The sequence below is a fragment of the Trinickia acidisoli genome (assembly GCF_017315725.1).
In the GTDB taxonomy this organism is placed as follows: domain Bacteria; phylum Pseudomonadota; class Gammaproteobacteria; order Burkholderiales; family Burkholderiaceae; genus Trinickia; species Trinickia acidisoli.
Genome location: NZ_JAFLRG010000002.1, coordinates 1,365,719 through 1,382,622, shown reverse-complemented (window position 1 = coordinate 1,382,622; position 16,904 = coordinate 1,365,719). Strand labels below are relative to the sequence as shown.

Annotated in this window: 14 protein-coding genes; 5 read left to right on the top strand and 9 right to left on the bottom strand. The window is 62.5% G+C overall.

Features of this window, described 5'->3' with window-relative positions:
• The first annotated feature begins 248 nt into the window (after positions 1-248).
• The 3 genes from J3485_RS24560 to J3485_RS24550 all read left to right on the top strand — a co-directional run bounded on the left by J3485_RS24560 (position 249) and on the right by J3485_RS24550 (position 2,636).
• Positions 249-1,145: a LysR family transcriptional regulator gene (locus J3485_RS24560; RefSeq protein WP_206956930.1), complete on the top strand. Its 897-nt coding sequence runs from the start codon at positions 249-251 to the stop codon at positions 1,143-1,145.
• A 192-nt stretch (positions 1,146-1,337) separates the two neighbouring features.
• Positions 1,338-2,201 carry a CHAP domain-containing protein gene (locus J3485_RS24555; protein WP_206956929.1) on the top strand — a complete coding sequence of 288 codons (864 nt, stop codon included), beginning with the start codon at positions 1,338-1,340 and terminating at the stop codon, positions 2,199-2,201.
• A 42-nt stretch (positions 2,202-2,243) separates the two neighbouring features.
• Positions 2,244-2,636 (top strand): HrpB1 family type III secretion system apparatus protein, encoded by a 393-nt coding sequence (locus tag J3485_RS24550; RefSeq protein ID WP_206956928.1) that lies wholly within the window; start codon positions 2,244-2,246, stop codon positions 2,634-2,636.
• 115 nt (positions 2,637-2,751) lie between these two features.
• Here J3485_RS24550 and J3485_RS24545 read toward each other — a convergent pair whose 3' ends face one another.
• Both J3485_RS24545 and J3485_RS24540 read right to left on the bottom strand, forming a co-directional pair.
• Complete coding sequence (locus tag J3485_RS24545) at positions 2,752-6,036, bottom strand: autotransporter (RefSeq protein ID WP_206956927.1); 3,285 nt, start codon at positions 6,034-6,036, stop codon at positions 2,752-2,754.
• A 55-nt stretch (positions 6,037-6,091) separates the two neighbouring features.
• Positions 6,092-9,145: an ATP-binding protein gene (locus J3485_RS24540; RefSeq protein WP_206956926.1), complete on the bottom strand. Its 3,054-nt coding sequence runs from the start codon at positions 9,143-9,145 to the stop codon at positions 6,092-6,094.
• A 579-nt stretch (positions 9,146-9,724) separates the two neighbouring features.
• On the opposite strand from J3485_RS24540, the gene J3485_RS24535 reads away from it, so the two are divergent.
• Entirely contained in the window at positions 9,725-10,360 is a 636-nt protein-coding gene (locus J3485_RS24535) for a GNAT family N-acetyltransferase (RefSeq protein ID WP_206956925.1), read from the top strand.
• Between the two features lie 12 nt (positions 10,361-10,372).
• Here the strand turns inward: J3485_RS24535 and J3485_RS24530 are convergent, their stop codons facing one another.
• From J3485_RS24530 to J3485_RS24520, 3 genes are read right to left on the bottom strand one after another with little or no spacing between them, the layout of a single operon-like run.
• Positions 10,373-11,032 (bottom strand): class I SAM-dependent methyltransferase, encoded by a 660-nt coding sequence (locus J3485_RS24530; RefSeq protein WP_206956924.1) that lies wholly within the window; start codon positions 11,030-11,032, stop codon positions 10,373-10,375.
• Between the two features lie 11 nt (positions 11,033-11,043).
• Positions 11,044-11,985 (bottom strand): phosphotransferase family protein, encoded by a 942-nt coding sequence (locus J3485_RS24525; protein WP_206956923.1) that lies wholly within the window; start codon positions 11,983-11,985, stop codon positions 11,044-11,046.
• Complete coding sequence (locus tag J3485_RS24520) at positions 11,982-12,437, bottom strand: CesT family type III secretion system chaperone (RefSeq protein ID WP_206956922.1); 456 nt, start codon at positions 12,435-12,437, stop codon at positions 11,982-11,984. The genes J3485_RS24525 and J3485_RS24520 overlap by 4 nt, the downstream gene beginning before the upstream one ends.
• Positions 12,438-13,198: 761 nt before the next feature.
• On the opposite strand from J3485_RS24520, the gene J3485_RS24515 reads away from it, so the two are divergent.
• A complete protein-coding gene (locus J3485_RS24515; protein WP_206956921.1) occupies positions 13,199-13,777 on the top strand; it encodes a hypothetical protein in 579 nt (192 codons plus the stop codon).
• A 156-nt stretch (positions 13,778-13,933) separates the two neighbouring features.
• Here the strand turns inward: J3485_RS24515 and sctS are convergent, their stop codons facing one another.
• The 4 genes from sctS to sctP form a co-directional block, all read right to left on the bottom strand.
• Positions 13,934-14,197 carry a type III secretion system export apparatus subunit SctS gene (sctS, locus tag J3485_RS24510; protein ID WP_206956920.1) on the bottom strand — a complete coding sequence of 88 codons (264 nt, stop codon included), beginning with the start codon at positions 14,195-14,197 and terminating at the stop codon, positions 13,934-13,936.
• A gap of 8 nt (positions 14,198-14,205) precedes the next feature.
• Positions 14,206-14,856, bottom strand: coding sequence for a type III secretion system export apparatus subunit SctR (sctR, locus tag J3485_RS24505; RefSeq protein WP_206956919.1), 651 nt, complete (start codon positions 14,854-14,856; stop codon positions 14,206-14,208).
• The gene (sctQ, locus tag J3485_RS24500; RefSeq protein ID WP_206956918.1) at positions 14,843-16,096 is read right to left on the bottom strand and encodes a type III secretion system cytoplasmic ring protein SctQ; all 1,254 of its coding nucleotides are present in this window, start codon (positions 16,094-16,096) and stop codon (positions 14,843-14,845) included. The genes sctR and sctQ overlap by 14 nt, the downstream gene beginning before the upstream one ends.
• 144 nt (positions 16,097-16,240) lie before the next feature.
• Positions 16,241-16,897, bottom strand: coding sequence for a type III secretion system protein SctP (gene sctP, locus J3485_RS24495; protein ID WP_206956917.1), 657 nt, complete (start codon positions 16,895-16,897; stop codon positions 16,241-16,243).
• Positions 16,898-16,904 lie beyond the last annotated feature (7 nt).

Sequence of the window (16,904 nt, the reverse complement as noted above, 5' to 3'; positions counted from 1 at the left end):
CGGCCGGAATCACGCGGCGCATCGGGGTTTTCGCAGCAAGCGCGGATCCGTCTGGTGTCAGGGGGATCGCTTACCGATGTCAACCTGAACGTGCTCGCTACTTAAGTCACCGCTATCGGCAGCTACTTTATGCGTCGGTCCAACGCGCGTTTCCATGCATATTCAACGCGCGCAAACCGCTTCACAATTCTATGCCGGATCGAACATGATTCAAGTGAGCGATTGGCATATCAACATGCGGAGTTGGCATGAATACCCGTGATCTTGAGGCCTTTTTGGCAGTCGTCGAGGCCGGATCGATAATGGCGGCGTCGATGCGGTTGCATCTGACGCAGTCCGGTGTGAGCCGCCGCATCCGCGCTCTCGAAGAAACGCTCGGCGCGACGCTTCTCGATCGACAGTCGAAGCCGCTGAAACCGACTCTTGAAGGGATGCGCACGTATGAACACGGACGCAGGATTCTTGGCGTTCTAGACGATCTCAAGAGCGGCTTTTCTTCGGCGAGAGAATCCAGAGGTGAATTCCGTGTGGGGATCACGCCGTGCATGCCGGAAATCGCGATGGGTACGCCGCTCGATCGACTCCGCACGGAATTCTCCAACCTCACTACGAGTGTCATCGTCGGTGGGCCGGATATGTTGTTGGAGAAGCTGCGCCGCGGTGAAATCGACGTTGCGGCTGTGTGTTCACCGGAAAGCGTAGATCCCACTTTGGAATTCGACGGACTCGCGATCGGCGTGCAGCGGCTCGTCGTCGTTGCGCCGAGAAGCGCGGTGGTGGCATCGCCGGCGACGCTGCACCATCTATCGAGTTTCGATTGGGTGCTGAGTCATGATGGCTGCGGTATTCGCAGCGTGGTCAGCCGCCGCTTCGAACGGGAAGGCATTGCGCTGCGGATCGGCATCGAAGCGATGAGTTCCGACTTGCGCTTATCGCTCGTTGCGCGTGGCCTCGGATTGACCGTCGTCAATCGGCGCGCCTTCGCCGAAAGCCCGCTGCAAACGCGATTGCGCGACGTGGAGGTCGCGGATTTCGAGCCGTGTATTTCGTCTTGGCTCGTTCATAGGCCGCCGTCCGGGCGCCTTGTGGGTCCCATTCGCAGTTTCAAGGAGGCGCTCGTGTCCGCGTTTGCCGCTGCCTCGTAGCAGGCGGCGATCGCCGGTGCGCTTTTTGCCTTTTCGGGTTCTCGCATTTCAATACGCATACGGGTTCAGGTGGATTTGTGGCCCTGCCGTACAGTGATTCGCGTGGCTGTATGGCTCGCAGGCCGCTCCACGGAAAGATATGCGGCGAGCCGTGCGGTGGTCATCAACCTCAAACCGTCTGAGGAAACCGTCATGCTCGATACCAACCCGACCGGAGCGTCTACGTGGAGTTTCTCCTCGTTCTTTCCCGGTCAGAACGGCCAGATCTCCGGTAGCGATACCGATTTCGGCGATGCTGCCGATAGCAACTCCAGCAGCTCGCAGAGCGATGCAAGTACGCAGAATCTGATGGACGAAGTGCTCATCGTGTTGCTGCTCGAGATGCTCGAACAGAGCAGTAGCGGGGGGCAATCGTCATTGGGTGGTTTGGGCGGCAGTGGTTTGAGCGGTTTGAGCGGTTTGAGCGGTTTGAGTGGTTTGAGCGGTTTGAGCGGCAGCGGCTTGAGCGGTCTGGGTAGCTTGAGCGGTTTGGGTGGTAGTGGACTGAGCGGCTTGAGCGGCAGTGGCTTGAGCAGTTTGGGTGGCTTGAGCGGCTTGAGTGGCGGTACGGGGTCGTACGGTTATACCGGCGGTTCAAACAATGCCGCGACCATCGCCAATCAGTTGGTTGGCTCCTCAGCAGCGCAGCTCATGGAGAATCAAGCGGTGCCGATGACTCAAGGCGTTTCGACCGAGGAATGCTGCGCGAACTTCACGTCGGCGTGCTTGGAGAAATCCGGTGAGATTCCTGCTTCGCAGCAAACCGCCAGTGTTGCCACGCTATCGAGCGAATTGACGGGTCAAGACGGCTGGCATGCCGTCAGCCAGTCTCAAGCCAAGCCGGGTGACGTTTGCATCGTCGGCGGCGACCAGCATGTCGAGATCGTTAAGAGCAATAACAACGGGAACATTACGCTGGTCGGCTCGAACAACACGGAAGGGGGCACGGGTCCTCAGGCCGTGTCGGACGACTCTTATACGGGCAATCAAGGCAACGTCCAGTTCCTTGAGGCATAGCGTGTTCTCGTGGGGCATGCGGGCAGTTGCGCACATTCGGCGATGAACGAGATGAAACTCGACTCGGTTGCCGTGCGAGCGCTGCTGTCCGTCTTTTCAATCGGGCTCACGCATGCCAGCTTTACGGATCTCGAAGATCTGCTGATCGCATTGCGTGCGTTGAGCCCCGACTCCGCATTAGCCGATCTTTGCGAGGCAAGGTTGTTGATGCGATCACGTCGCTGGATCGAGGCATCGCGACTGATTGCTCAGGTCGAAGCGCAGTATGGCGTTTTGCCGAAGCTCAGAGTGCTGCACGCGTGGTGCTTGTTGAAACTCGGTGAACCTCAGTGGCGCAGTTGCATCGATTCCGCGCTTGGCAGTTCAGATAACGGTGCCGTTGCCGCGGCGAATGCGCTTCTCGAGCGCGTGGGCGCGGCAGCCGAACGTAAATGACGCGCACACGAAACTGACACGGACACGAAGCGCGCGATCGTTATCGGTTTCGCAACGATCGACATGATTCTCCAAAAAGCGACCGCGCGTTGCGCGCCGCGTCTCATCCCTTCTCTTATGCCGCGGTAAGTTTCTGACGCAACGCGAAAGGAATCTTCTCGGCGAACAATTCCCTGATGCCGGTGGCGGTCGTGATCGGCTGCATCTGCGCCAGAAAGTTGAGGCCCGGGCCGCGCGAGACGGAACTGCGTTCCTTGACCTTCAGCTCGACGGGCACCCATGAACTCGGATCGTTCAGTATGCGTTGCACCTTCGCGTCGATTTTGGCGCGCGCCTCGGCAGCCCCGTGCGTTGGCAACTGGGCGCCGAGTGCGGTGAGCACGTCGAGTTGTTTCGCGGCACTGCCTCTTAGTTGATAGCGGTGCATGTAGGTTTGGTTGAGGCGCCGATTCATCCGTACATTGGCAAGATATGCATCGAGCCGTTCGGCCGCCACGTCGCGCGGAGACGGTAATCTCAGCAGCGCGACGCCGTTTAACTCCGCCTGTTTCCGCTCCGCACGTTGTTCGTCCTCGGCTTGCGCCGCAAATAGCGAGATCCACTGCTCGCGATGGGCTTCGACGTCGCCGATGTAAGACTCGGCGTTGGAATATTCGGAGTCGAGCAGACACGCACGCTCTATCAAGCTAGTGCCTTCGCGCGAGATGCGTACTTTGGCTACGCGTGTATCGTCGTTGAGCGTCCATGTCGCCGATGGGGCAGCGAGTGAAACGTAGCCGACGGTGACTTCGCCCTCGTTGAGGGTGCCGTTGTCGTGGCCGCTGATCGTGTTGCCCATCCTACCGATCTGACGAATGCCGTTGCCGACTTGATGCTGCTCGATTTGCATGCGTCCGCTCGTTTCGACCGAGTCGAGCGTTTGTTTCGTGATTCGCTCACGCCCACCTCCAATAGCGAAGCCGGGGCGCATCCACCGCGAAAGCTTCGGGACGTTGACCCAAAGGCCGGCATCGACGAAAGTGCCGCGTTTCGCTGTGCGCGATGTGCTATCCGTCCAACTCACCGACACGTCGGGGTCGTCGAAGTAGCGCTCCGCGAGCCGATTCCAGGTGCCGTTCGCGCCGCCCGTATCGGTGCGGCGTGCGTTGGTCGTTTCGTCGAACACGTGGTCGATGACGCCGGCAAGTTTTTCGCGTGTCGCGTCGTCGTCGTAGCCCGTACCGTTTGTGTTGACGCGCCGTGCGACGCGCAGCGATATCCCTTTCGGCTCGCTGACTTCCTGCGAATGTAGCAATGCGCGAGTGATGACGCCGGCGCGCGCCTGCGTCAAGCCGACATCCATGTCGTATCCAACCAGGACGCCGACGCCTGCGTATGTTTGCGAGACCTTCTCGGTCCCGAGGAACAGGTCGGCACCATGCGGGCCTCGGCTCAGCCCGATTACGCCTGCGCGCCGGCTCGACGCGCGCATATCGATGCGCGGCGAGATCGGCACGGCACCAGCATGCAGCAGCCTGGTGATGTTGGCCGATAGGCCCCGTGTGCTGATGCCGATACGGCCGCCGTCGCTGAGCCGCAAATTGGCACCGGCCCTTAAGTCGAGCGCGACTTCCTTCAGCGATTCTCGTACTTCATCGGCATTCGCGACGTCCAGCGCCGCCGACACGGAAGGTCGCGCGGCTTGCATCAATCCGTCGACCTTTTCCCAGAACGGTGAATCGGGCGGTACATTCGCAACCTTGCCCCACGACGCAAGCCGCTTGATGGTGAACGGCCGCTTGACGATCTGCTTGAACGCGGGGTCGCGTGCGAGCACGTGCGGATCGGCGGCTACCCACTCCGCGGTCGTGCTTTGCATCCGATTCAGCGTGTCCGGCGAACTGACGTCGCGCGGCTCGAGTTGCGCGCAGAGCTGCTCGGCGCGTTTCGCAATCGCCTTCAACTGTTGCGCGTCCGGACGGTCGTTGGTAAATCCGCCGCTTTCGAGCCAAACGTGCAACGCTGCGAGTTCTGCGATGGAGCGCTCGGGGCGTGCGTGCGACAACGCGGCTGCGGGCCGCATTTCGGGGCGGTCGATGAGCGGCGGCAACGCGGCTTTCATTGCTTTATGCAGCGCGCTCTTCTCGGACGTGACTTGCCCGCGCAACGCACCCTGAATCCCGTAGCCCAGCGCGCGTTGCGGCGCAACGGACTTGCCGAAGAGGCGGGGCAGGTAGGTCTTCCAGCGGCTGTCTGCGCCTTGGTCGATCGTTTTCGCGGCGAACTTGTTCAAACGCACGCGGGCTTGCGCGAGTTCGCTGCCTCGCCCATCGTCGCGGAAGTTTTGCCGCCAAGCGAAGAACGTGCCCTTTTGGTCAGGGCTCATTGCCGCTCTGCCGTGCGCCGTCAGCGTCTGCGCCGCGTGATAGGCGCGCCACGCGAACGGCGCGCCGCTCGGCTCAGCGCCCGCCGGCGGTGCATGCCGCTGCGCTGTTGCGCCAGGTGCCGGATCGTATGCGGCGGCATCGAGATCGGGCTCGAGGGCGTCGGCGGCCTGCAGCATCATCAGGTGCGCCATTCGCGTCGTCGGGTTGGCCTCGGGCGGTTGATTGCCGACCGTACGGCGCAAATGCTCGAGCGCTTCGAAGCCCGCGTCCGTGCGCGCCAATCTGCGTGCGGCATGCCACGCCTTCGCTTCGGCGTCCGAACCGGACCGCGCTCGATCCATGTGCGTGAAGTCGAGCTTGGCCATCGCATCGAGCGTTTCGGCCGCGCCGTGTGCATCGTCGACGCTTGCAGCGTGAAGAGCATGCGCGAGCAACGTGCCTCGGGTTGTCGGCGGTGAGCCGGCAGGCGCGCCCTGCATCGTCAGGCCTTGTACGAGTTCCGCGGCCGCGAGCGGATCGCTGTGCGGGCCCGGCATGTGTCGTGCGACATACGCAAGCAATGCACCGCCACCGTCCGTGGCATCGAGCGGCACGTCGTGCGGAGGTGATGATTCGCCATTGGCGGACGGCGCGGACGATTTCGCAGATCCGGTAGCGCTAGGCGCCGGCGTGTGCGCACTCTTTGCCAAGGCCGCTTGGTCGCGCGCATCTCTCTCCGGCGCAGTGGTGGGAGTGCTCGCTGGTACGGACTGAAGAGGACTGCCCTTCTGGAATTCACCGGCCGCTAATGGCATGCCGTGCAGGTTCGTTTGAGTAAACGCGGTACGGAGTTCGCGATTCCCATGACTCCAATGCGATATCGTGCGCCTGAGCCGTCCCAGCGTCGATTCATCCGGTGTGCCCGGCAACGGCAGCGCAAGTTGCTGTTGCGCGTTCGGCCCACTGGTGGCTGGTGCCGAGGTACCGCTCGTGGTCGGGTTGCCGGGTTGCTGTGTCAGCGCAGAAGCCGACAACGGGGGGGTGACGTTGGACATCAAGCGGGCCGCGATGCAGATAATGCGACCCACTGTAAGCAGCGTGTGTGACGGTTCAAAGGCTATGCACGAACGGCACGGGGTGAATGCGAAGTGCGCCCGTTGCGCTCCAGGTGTCGAGCGCCTCCAGCTCGGCGATGATGTGCAACTCGCTGCGCTTGATTCGATTGCGCCGCGCGCGCTCGAGTGCTTGCTCGAGCAGCGCTCGCGCGACGCTTGCCTCTTCGCCCGTGGCGAGGCGCAAGACCGCATCGATGCGTTGCAATTCGGGGATGTGCCAATGCTCGCCGCACATTTCGCCTTGTTTCACGGCCATATGAATGGAGGCGCTCAGCGCAGCGGTAAGCTCCGCATCGCGGCTGAACTGCGTGTGCGGCAGCAGCGTCGCGACGATAGCCAAGTCGAGCAGGCAGATGCGGCCGCGCCCGAGGCGTTTCGAAACGCCCGCGAGCAACCGCAGCGCGGCATCGGGGGAGCCGCGGCGCGCTTCGAGCCAAAGTTGCGTGTTGAGACCCGCACGCAGCCACCGATGCAGCCCTGCCAACCGCGCGCGCGTGACGAGCGAGGTGGCGTACGACTCGGCCCGCGTAATGTCGTCGTCGAGCACGGCCAGCGCGCACGCGAGTTCGAGTGCGATGGCGGATGCGACGGGTTCGTTTTCGTCCTGTGGGGCGCATAGCACACGGTGCAATCGCGCGCTGGGTTGCGGTATGCACATGAACCAGCAGGATGCCGCGAGAATTGCCTCGGTCACGATATGCAGCGATACGCCGAAATCGGTCGCCATCGCGTTGGCTTCCCGGAGCGTCTCGTCGTCGTATAGGCGTGGGGCGTCGGGGCGGCTGGCTTCGGCTTCGTGCGGATAGTGCTCGGCAACTGGGCTCAGAAGCTGAATCGCCGAATCGAATTCGCCGCGATAGGCCTTGACGATCCCTTCGAGTCGCCGGGCATTCACTTCTGCGGCGGGTAGTGGCGTGCCTTCCGCAATCTTTCTGAAGGTGGCGCACAATTCCTCGCAACGTTCGAAGCCGCCGGCGTCGAGCGCATTCATGATGAGTGAGAACAGCGCGCGCAGCCGCTGCAGCGTGTCCGCGCAGACGGTGGCGAGCTTATACGCTTGCTCCCAGTTCGCGACGATTTCGTCCGGGGCTTCGCGGCGTAGTGTGAGTGCGCTGGCTAGCGCCACCCGCAGCCGCATTTCGTCACGAACGCGCCGCACGTCGGCGGACGTGGCTTTTTCGAGTGCGGCACGGATCCAACTCACATATTCGTCGAGCAGCGACAGCGTGACCCAAAGTTGCGCCGAGGGCTCGAGTATGTCGGCGGATAGCTCGGTCTTATCCGCCGTGATCGACCATTCGAGGGCTGCTCGCACATCATCGATGTCGCGGCGCAACCCTGCCGGCGCAGTCTGTTCGAGCGCTCTCGCTACATAGCGCGCATGATGCGCGGCGGCCGCGTCGCTTTCGCCACGGCGATCGAGTTCGGCAAGTGCATAGCGTCGCATCGCGTGCGGCATTTGCAGATGCAGTGCATTGCCGCGCTCTACCGCATTGAGGAAGCCCGCGGCGACGAGGGCCTGCAGGCTTCGACTATTCGCGTCGCGGCGCGTGGCGTCGCGGGTAGCGCCCGAAGCACCGAACGCATCGAACGCGCCGAGTACTTCGTGCGCCGCATCGAACGAGAATTTACTCGCGAACACCGCGACTCGACGTAGTGTCGCCCGCACCGGCACGTTGAGTGTGGCGCCGAACAGTTCGATCGCGGTTTGCGTAATGATCGGACGCGGCAACGTGACACGCTGCCCGCCCGTGCGGCGCACGAGGCGTGCGTCGAGCGCATCCGCACACGTGACGATGGCTGCTTCGACGCTTGCTCCCGCGACGACGCGCGTGGCGATCGAGGCGGCAGCGAGTTCGAGCGCGAGCGGTAAGCCTCCCATGTGCCGACAGATACCCGCTGCGGCACGGAAGGCCACGGGCGCGCTTTGGAGCATGTCGCGCAAGCGCGTATCGTGGCCTGCTGCGTTGAGCGTTTGCGCAAGCTTTGCGCACAGCAGATGGAGCGCATCGTCGAAGAACGGTGCAGTCGTACCGTCGCCGTTGGCGGCCGGCACACGCAGCGGCGCCACTGACAACTGGAGCTCGCCGGCGATGAAAAGCGGCGAGCTGCAAGTGACGATGATGTGCAGCCCTCGAGTATTGGCAATCAGCGTGTCCAGCGCCTGACCGGCGGCTTCGCTCAAATGGTCGCAATGATCCACGACTACGAGCATGCGGCGATCGCTGACGTCGGCGGCGAGCGTCGCGGGGGCGGCTGCGGCGGCTGCGTGCTGACCGGTATGGAGACCGGCCGCCGCCACGATTGCGTTCGTGACGCGCTCCGGTTGGCTGAGCGAAGCCAGCTCCGCGCAGAACGTACCGTCCGGAAACTGCGGCGCGAGTCGTGCTGCGGCTTCGGTCGCGAGCCGCGTCTTGCCGATGCCGGGTGCGCCCGTCAATGTAACGATGCGGCGGGCCGGCACGATCGCGAGCAACTCCGATAGCTCCGCATGCCGCCCGATGAACGGCGAAGGCGTGGTGGCCTGACCAAGGGGCGCGCCGCCGGCCGACATCGGGGCAAGCGGAGCCTGGGAAGGGGTGGCGCGTTGCGTTGCCTGTGCGTCATTCGTGCGTTGCGCGAGGCGATGCGCCGGGGCGGGGCGTCGCACAGCCGTCTGCAGCGGTATCGACGATGGTGAGGACGAGGCGCTCTGCGCGGCGGCAGCGCCGAGGTTCGGCGAGTCGACGATCCGAATGTCGCACGCGATTCGATAGCCGCGTCCGGGGACGGTCACGATCAGATCGCGCTCCGCGCCAAGCGCTCGCCGGATCGCGGAGATCTGGGCCTGTACCGTATTCGCGTCGACGTTTGCGCCGTGCCATACGAAAACTCGTAGTTCCGCCGCGGAAACGGCGCGACCGTTCGCGGCGAGCAGTGCGCCTAGGACGGCAAATGGCCTCGCTGCGAGCTCGATCACGTTGCCATCTGAAATCAGCAAGCCCGCATCGCGCGCGAACCAGAAATGCGAGAAGGCGATGACCGGCCCCAAAAGTCGCGGTAACGGCATCTAAATAGTCTCCGGCTTTTTTCAAACTAGTCGGACAATCTTGCGGCTGGTCGTCGATCGGATTAAAGGCTCTACGGCAGGCTCTAAGCTTCAGACCAGTGATCAACTTGCTATGCCCTGCGCCCTCGCGGGTCATGCGTGCATTGTCGTGGTGCATGCAAACAAAAGCACTTCGGCTCGCATGCGTTCAGCGACTGCATTGCGCCGACATCTTATCGACGGCGAATGATGAGTTGGGTGTATGCGCCTGCGCCGCGGCAAGCAGTCGTTGAACCGGGCACGGCAGTACGGCTTCGAATGCGACGCCGACGTTGTGGGACAGCATACACGATCGCCGACGCTAAGAGGTAAGCCCTTCGTGTGTGTGGCATGGTCGTAACAGATGCGCGATTGGCCGTATTAATTTGCGCTTTTCGCATGTTTTCCGATCACGTACTACTCGGGCCGGCTTCGGATGGCCGACAGTCGGTTCGTGCTCGACGATGGGCTTTTGCCAAAGCGGTGCTAACGTTACAAGCACCGGCGGCAACGCCGCACCCAATGCATGATTCTCGGCGAATTCGGTCATGGGAGGGACGAATGCCATTTGAGCCTTTCGAACGCTTCGAAACGGAGCGTCTATTGCTGCGGCCGCTCGCTCCCGATGATTGCCAGGCGTTGTTCGAGCAGATGCTGAGCGATCCGGAGACGACGCGCGATCTGACATGGGAGCGCTACACCGATGCTTGGCAAACGCATGAGTACATCACGGACGCGATGGCCGGATGGCGGTATCGAACACGCTTCCGTTACGGGCTGTTTGGCAAGGATGACGGTAGGTTGTGCGCGGTCATCGACTTGACGCCACGTCTGCCACGGGTCGAGTTGGGCGTCATAACGAGCCGCCAAGGCGGTAATCGCCGTCGGCGCGACGCGCTAGCCGCACTGCGCCAGGTGTTGGATTGGTTGATGGAGCAGCCGGGCGTTTATCGCATCTTCGCTTACTGTGCGGTGGACGGGCGTGCCTATAGCGTCATGGAGCGCTTGGGCTTCACACGAGAAGGGACGATCGTCAACTATGAGGCGCGGCCGAATCGTCGCGTGATCGCCGGCGACAGTTACCTCTATGCGATGACGCGGCAAGCACCGCCGCCCGAGCCTATCGAAGATCCGGTTCAGGACACGCGCGAGTTGCTTGCCTCGTTCGAAGCTTCCGAGGCGACCGAACTTGACTGAGCCGATGCCGCGTTACGCGACGCGATAATTGACGAGCCACAAGCGCGAGTTCGGATCGGTGATGAACTCGACGTCGCGCCCGCGTCGTTCGAGCCATTGCGACATTTGCTTCGCGGTCGGAAAGTTCTTGACGATTTCAAAGCGTGTCCCGTCGAACAGAGCGCGCTCTTCAATAGCGTTACCGTGATTGTCCGTGTGCCGCGAACCGGTATGGGCGTACGGCATCTGATCAGCGAACGTGACGCTCGCGCCTTGCTGCAGCTTACTGTGCAGTGCATCGAGGAATTCCCCGATTCGGGCGTGAGGCATGTGCGACCACCAGAACATCCCGAACGCGCCAGTGAATTCCGACGGTACGCCGTCGAGTCGATAGGCGTCGGCGCGATGAAACGATACGTGGTCGTGCATCGCCATACGCGTTTGCGCGAGCCCCAGCGACGTCGAATCGAAATCCACTGCAAGGATCGAGCGTGCCGTTCGTGCGGCGACGTTGGTCCAATAGCCGGTGCCGCAGGCGATCTCGAGGACGTCGAGCCCTTTCAACCGCTCGGCGAGACGCGCTTTGAGCGGCGCCAGCGCTGTCTCGATGGCCGTGCTGCCATATCCGACGGATGCGTCGTATTCGGGGGCGCGAGCTGCGTAGTATCGTTCGTGTTGTACGTCGCTGGACATCGTGGCTCCTTCTAACTGACATTGAACGATTGCGTTTCACTCATTGCGCTGCCCGAACGCACGTTGGAATGACGCCGTAGCCCAGCCGATTGGGGTGTAAGCCGGCGCTCGATCAACGCGAGCAGATCCGCGCGCTCTGCTGCCCCTATGCGGTTTGCCACTCGCACCGCGGCGGCCAGCGGCAGCCAGCGTTCGAATTGCGCTCGGCGTTGCGCGTTGTCGTCGACGGCGAAGTACCGGCTCAAGTAGGCATGCCGTATCACACGCCGCATTGCGGCGTGTGCGGGATCGGTCCGCGCAGCCCCGGCGATTGGCGCAAAGCGCAGCAATAGCGAGGTCGTCGCGGCGTCGCAGAGTGGATTGCCGCGTTCGGCGATGACCCAGTCGATCACGCTTGCCCTGCCGTTCTCGTCCTGCAAGACGTTGTGCGGGTGGAAGTCGCCGTGACAGAGGCTGTGCGCGGTGCAATCGACTTCCTCCAATAGGCATAGCAGTGCATGCCGGTGCTCATCGGACACGCCTGTTACCGATCCGATCGCGCGTCGAAATCGTTGCCGTTGATCGGGCAAAGCGTCGAGCGAACGATGTGTACGCGAATCGACGCGATGGATGTCGAGATGGAGTTCAGCGAGGCGCTCGCCGACCTGTATTGCTAGGCGGTGTGGGTCCTTCTGAGCGTAGGCTCGTGTCAATAGCGTACCCGCGGCACGCGCATAGACGAGGCCGACGCGAGCTTGGATGACGACGACCTCGCCAACCTCGGGTACGCAGAACGCGGCATCGTGCAACGCCTCCCGAACCGCGCGAGCAATACGCTGTTCCCCATGAGCGTAATTGTGCGAGAGCTCCTGATGAAACAGCTTCAGTACCCAATGCGTGTTCCAAGCGAAGACGTCGGCGGTGCGGCCGGAACCGATCGGGGAGGTGCCTGGCAGTTCGATCGGCGATATCATGCGCGTAGCCAAAAATATTCGCCCGATGCAATGCCTTCGAACATCTCGTCGGACGATTCGATGATGTTGCCGCGCCAGTAGCGGCCGTGCTCCGCATAGTGCGCCAGCAGTTCCGCGATCAAGTCGCCCGTGAGTTCATCGCCGAACGGCAGGCGCAATACGAGGACGATACCGCCGGTGTCGGTATCGAGGCCCAACTGTGCCTGGTCCTGCGCGTAGATGAGCAGGTTGGCCTCGAGCATCAAACGGAAAACGACGAGCGTGCGTCCGGCTGTCACCGTCCCGTAGTGGAAATTCGCGTACATCGCTTCGAGGTCGCGATCGAAGTAGTCGAGCCGGACATCAAACCCTTCGACATCGATCGAACGAGTCTCGAGGACGTGATCGACATCGGGCAATCCTACGGCCTCGCATAGTTCCGTTATGGCCTGCGTATAGCGCTCAGAACTCACGCGAAGCCCCGCTCACGCTCGCGGGTGCACTCAACGCGATGTGGTCGCCAATACCAGGCAATACTTGGAGAATCTTCACCGGGCCCCCTCTCGTTCGATTGCGTGAGCTGAACTCGCGCCTCTCTTTACGCGTCGCGCCGGTGCTTGTTATGCGCGCTTCGCGTCTACCTGTCTGCGACACCGATTCACGATACGCGTGTCGCACGCCAACGTCTGCGCGCAATGCGAACGCGATCCGGCGTACGCGAAATCGCGGAGTCAAGGAATCACGCCGACGCTTCCGAATCGCGGTGCTTTAGCGAGGACGGTGCATCGTCACCGAGCGTGTGTTCTTGCGTCGTCGCGCGTAGCCGTGCGCAACGCGTGAGTGCCTGCATGCCTTCGAGTCTCGCCGTCGCACGAGCGAGCCAGGCGGCACGGCGAGGATGGTTTCCGTTCAACGACAGCAGCGGGGCAAGAACGCGCGCATCGCGAAGCCGCTCGGCCTGGCGGGGTGTCGAACGCGAATCCGCGTCCGGGTCTTCTTGCGTCGATGCGGGGAGGGGATCCGTCTCACCTGATTCGATTGCTCCCCGCGGCGGCGCACGCTCAATGAATCTGGCGATTCCGCCCGACTCGTGCCTGCCGAACCTCTCCTGGACATGAAGCCAGGAGAGGTTCAGTTCGAGCGCGCACGCTTGGAAGTCAGTCCCCGGGTTGGAGGCTAGTTTGCTCAGTAGTGCGTGGATGTCGTCTATCCACGCTGTCCCGAACGCGTCGCTATGCAGCGCGTCCACACCGTCCATCCCGGCCTGCGCGACCATCTCGCCGAGCATGCCTCCGATCGGAAAATGCCCGCTTCGCGCGATCGCATCCAGCGATTGATCGAGATGTTCGCCTTGGCCATCGTCATCGCGTCCTTGGCCGCGACCACTCCCGGGTTCGCCGTTGCCGTTGTTGCTACCACCGCCACCGTTACTCCCACTGCCGTTTCCGTTGCCACCGCCACTACCACCACCACCACCACTACCGCCGCTGCTGTCGCCCCCACGGCCGCCCCCACCACCACTACTGCCGCGGCCATCGTCTTGTCGCCGATTGACCTTGTGCCGGCTGTTCGGCATGAGCGTTTTGATTCGAGGATGTCCAGAACGATCGGCGCTGTCGCCTGCGCGCTGTCGTTCGTTTCCGTCGTCTTCTCGCTCGGACGGCCTTCGCTCGATGGATTCCTCGCGCGCGGCGGCTTCCGCATCGGCCTCTTCCTGCGCGCCGGATTTGCGCTTCATCAACATCGCGCGCAAGCGGGCCGACATTTGCAGTTGCCGCATGCGAAGGGACCGCATCATCCGACCATGCGGTGAGTTACTGCCGTAAGCAAAGCTCGTCCCGTGGTGAAGCGTCGCATTGCGCTGCTGCGCTTGCTCCATCTGCTCGTGTTCGCGTTGCGCCGCGATCATTTCGTTGTGTGCGTCGATCCTCGTCATCGGTGCGTGCCCATCATCGGTTTCGTCGCCTTGCTATTGCGGCAACACGGTGCTCATCATCTCGTTGGCGAAATGCAGTACGGCCGCGCAAGAGAACGGCGCCGCGATGACGATCACGACGGTCACGGCGACCAGCTTGACGGCATGCGAGATCGACTGATCCTGCATCGACGTAATCGCCTGCAAGAACGAGATGATGAGCCCGACAAGCGCTGCGACGATCACCGCGGGTAGCGACACCGTCAAACACAGCAGCATGCCTTGCGTGGTGAACTGGATAAGCGTGTCCAGCGGCATGGCTGCCTTCAGCGGTAGGTCATCACGAGCCCGTGAATCAGCGTCGACCATCCGTCCATCACGACGAACAGGAGAAGCTTGAACGGAATGGCGACGTTGGTCGGAGTGACTTGGTTCAAGCCAAGCGCTAGCAATATGTTGGCGATGATTAGATCGACCACGATGAACGCGATGTAGAGCATGAAGCCGATCTTGAATGCCTCGGTCAGCTCGGTCAGCGTAAATGCCGGCGCAAGCACGATCAAATCGTTCTCTTTCAGCGCCTTCGCCTCCTCCTTAGGCCACACCATGTTTGCCGAGCGTAAGAAGAAGAGCTTCTCGCGTTCTTGCACGTGCTTCTCGAGAAACGAGCGGAAAGGTTCGCGTGCGGCATCGAAGAGCTGCAACATGGCCTGCGACGACTGCGCCGCGATGGGCTGACTTTCGAGTGCCTTCGATGCCGCGAGGCCGATCGGCGCCATGACGTAGACAGTCACGAGGACCGCGATGCCGTTGAGTACCATGTTCGGCGGCACTTGCTGGACGCCGAGCGCATTGCGCAGCAAGCCGAGCACGACGACGATCTTTGCGTACGATGTCACGACCATCGCGACGAACGGCACGAGGCTGATAGCGACGATCGCGAGCAGCAGTCCGGTAATGTCGCTAAATTGAACCATCGTCGGCCCTGGGCAAGGTGTTGTCGTTGTGAGCCATGCGCACGATGCGCACGCCGAGGTGATCGCCCACCGTCACCAACTCGCCGTGGCCGATCGTGCTGCCGTGGGCCACGAGACGCAGCTTCGCATCGCGGAACGGCACGGGAAATTCGATGACGTAGCCGGGCCCGATCGCCGATAGCTGCGAAAGCGGGATAGCTAGCGTGTCGATTTCGAACTGGACCGGAAGCTCGAGATCGCCGATACGGGCCGAATCGCCCTGCTGATCGGCGGATAGGCCGGCGTCGATGAACGCTGGGTCCAGATGGTCCGACATATAGGTCTCCTTAGTGATAACCGCCGAGATTGCGTCGAACCGGGCGATGGCGCACAGACGGACAAGGCCGGTCGTTCCCCAAGCGGCGAGGGCGCTCCCCGCGGTGTCGCTCGATAACGCGTCGTCCTCGTCGTCTCCGAGTGCTTCGTTCGTCGAGAAGAGCAACCGAGCGTCGAACGAAGGGAAGAGCGCGCGCAGCAACACGTCGCCGGGCTGAAGCCGAGCGAGCGTGTCGACCGACAGCCGCTTCGTGCCGATCACGAGACTGCCCGGTACGGTCAATTCGCCGAACTGAAGATCGACGGGCGCGTCTTGCACGAGCGCGTCGATGCAGTCGACGGCGCAATCGGGAAGCGACACGGTGTGCTCGTAGTAGACGCGCGACCCGCCGATTGCCGCGTTCGCATCGCGGGGCGATAGAACTAAATGAACCAATGATCCGCCGGACATCTGTGCGATTCGACCGCGTGCGATGCCGATCAGGCGCAGATTGTCGAAATGCAGCGCGCTAAGCCGCGTGAGGAGCGATTCGATCAACAGTTCGGCGACGCTCAGCGTCAGAGCCTGACGCCGCTTCGTTGCGACGGCGTTTGCCGCCGTGGCTGCCGGATTGGTGTTCTCGGTGCCGAGCGCAATGCGTAGCGCGGGGTACTCGTCGAGATCGAGCTCGATCAAAGCGTTGAACCGTTGCGCTGGTGTCGCGGCCGTGGAAAACGCGATCGTGAGCACTGCGGGGTCACGCGCAGCGGACGCTTTATCCGCCGCGCGGGAAGCGTCGAGAACGGCAATGCTGACAACGTCGATCTCGGTGGTCGCCGCGCAGCGCGCAAAGCGGACATCGCAAATGCTCTGCGACAGCCGCAGCGCTTCCGGGGCGATAGCCGGTAAGGGCGGTTGCGACACGGGCACGCTGCAGTTCGCCATGATGCGGGTCGTGCCGCGTATAGCCGAAGCTCGCGCAATGCTCGAGTTCATCGAGGGCGACACGAGCAGGGTGTCGAACGTTGATGCCGCAGTCGGCTCGTCGCGGAGTTCAGTATAGGAAGCATCCATGATTGGATTAGCCCGTCACCAGACCGTCAGTTTTATGTCGCGGGACTCGCCCCATGCACTAAGCGCTGCACCGAGCTCCCGCTCGAGCATCGAACTATGGTCCAAGAGTAGTTGCTTCACCTCGAAGTCAAGAGCGTCGAACCGAAGGTCGACGGTGAAACACGAAAGGGTGAGGTATAGCGTGGTATGCGGGAATAGACGCTCGTCGAGCCGCATCTGCACTTCCCAGTTGCCGCTGCTCGCGATCGACGGGTCGCTGCAAAAGCCGGCGATTTCACGCGCCAGCGTGCCGACGAGATGTAAGACGCGCTGCTGTCGTTCGAGCACCGACGACACGACGGGCTCGGCCGCATGTGCGACGCGCGAGGCGAGCGCCCGATTGGCCGCGTTATCGGGGGTAATGGCTGGCTCGACGTCTTCACGCGACTGCCCGTCGGCCGTGGCAGCGCGACGCTGTTGTTCGTCGTCTTCCCGCGTGCCGCTTTGCTGCGACAAAGCGGGAGGGTGTTGCGATATCGGTCCTGCCCGCGTCACGGGGCGATGCGGCGCCGCTCTGGCGCGCAGCAGTTTCGCGTAGTCGAACCGCGACTGAGTCTCGCCAGCGCTCGGCAAACCATGGTCTAGCTCCGCATCGAGCGGGTCTCGCGCATGCCGCGACGAAATGGAGGTCATGACCGCC

Bases quoted from the DNA above. Each gene is read 5' to 3' on its own strand.
- sctP (WP_206956917.1), bottom strand. From the start codon at position 16,897: ATGACCTCCATTTCGTCGCGGCATGCGCGAGACCCGCTCGATGCGGAG.
- J3485_RS24560 (WP_206956930.1), top strand. From the start codon at position 249: ATGAATACCCGTGATCTTGAGGCCTTTTTGGCAGTCGTCGAGGCCGGA.
- J3485_RS24540 (WP_206956926.1), bottom strand. From the start codon at position 9,145: ATGCCGTTACCGCGACTTTTGGGGCCGGTCATCGCCTTCTCGCATTTC.
- J3485_RS24525 (WP_206956923.1), bottom strand. From the start codon at position 11,985: ATGATATCGCCGATCGAACTGCCAGGCACCTCCCCGATCGGTTCCGGC.
- sctQ (WP_206956918.1), bottom strand. From the start codon at position 16,096: ATGGCGAACTGCAGCGTGCCCGTGTCGCAACCGCCCTTACCGGCTATC.
- sctR (WP_206956919.1), bottom strand. From the start codon at position 14,856: ATGGTTCAATTTAGCGACATTACCGGACTGCTGCTCGCGATCGTCGCT.
- J3485_RS24530 (WP_206956924.1), bottom strand. From the start codon at position 11,032: ATGTCCAGCGACGTACAACACGAACGATACTACGCAGCTCGCGCCCCC.
- J3485_RS24555 (WP_206956929.1), top strand. From the start codon at position 1,338: ATGCTCGATACCAACCCGACCGGAGCGTCTACGTGGAGTTTCTCCTCG.
- J3485_RS24550 (WP_206956928.1), top strand. From the start codon at position 2,244: ATGAACGAGATGAAACTCGACTCGGTTGCCGTGCGAGCGCTGCTGTCC.
- J3485_RS24515 (WP_206956921.1), top strand. From the start codon at position 13,199: ATGCAGCGCGTCCACACCGTCCATCCCGGCCTGCGCGACCATCTCGCC.
- sctS (WP_206956920.1), bottom strand. From the start codon at position 14,197: ATGCCGCTGGACACGCTTATCCAGTTCACCACGCAAGGCATGCTGCTG.
- J3485_RS24545 (WP_206956927.1), bottom strand. From the start codon at position 6,036: ATGTCCAACGTCACCCCCCCGTTGTCGGCTTCTGCGCTGACACAGCAA.
- J3485_RS24535 (WP_206956925.1), top strand. From the start codon at position 9,725: ATGCCATTTGAGCCTTTCGAACGCTTCGAAACGGAGCGTCTATTGCTG.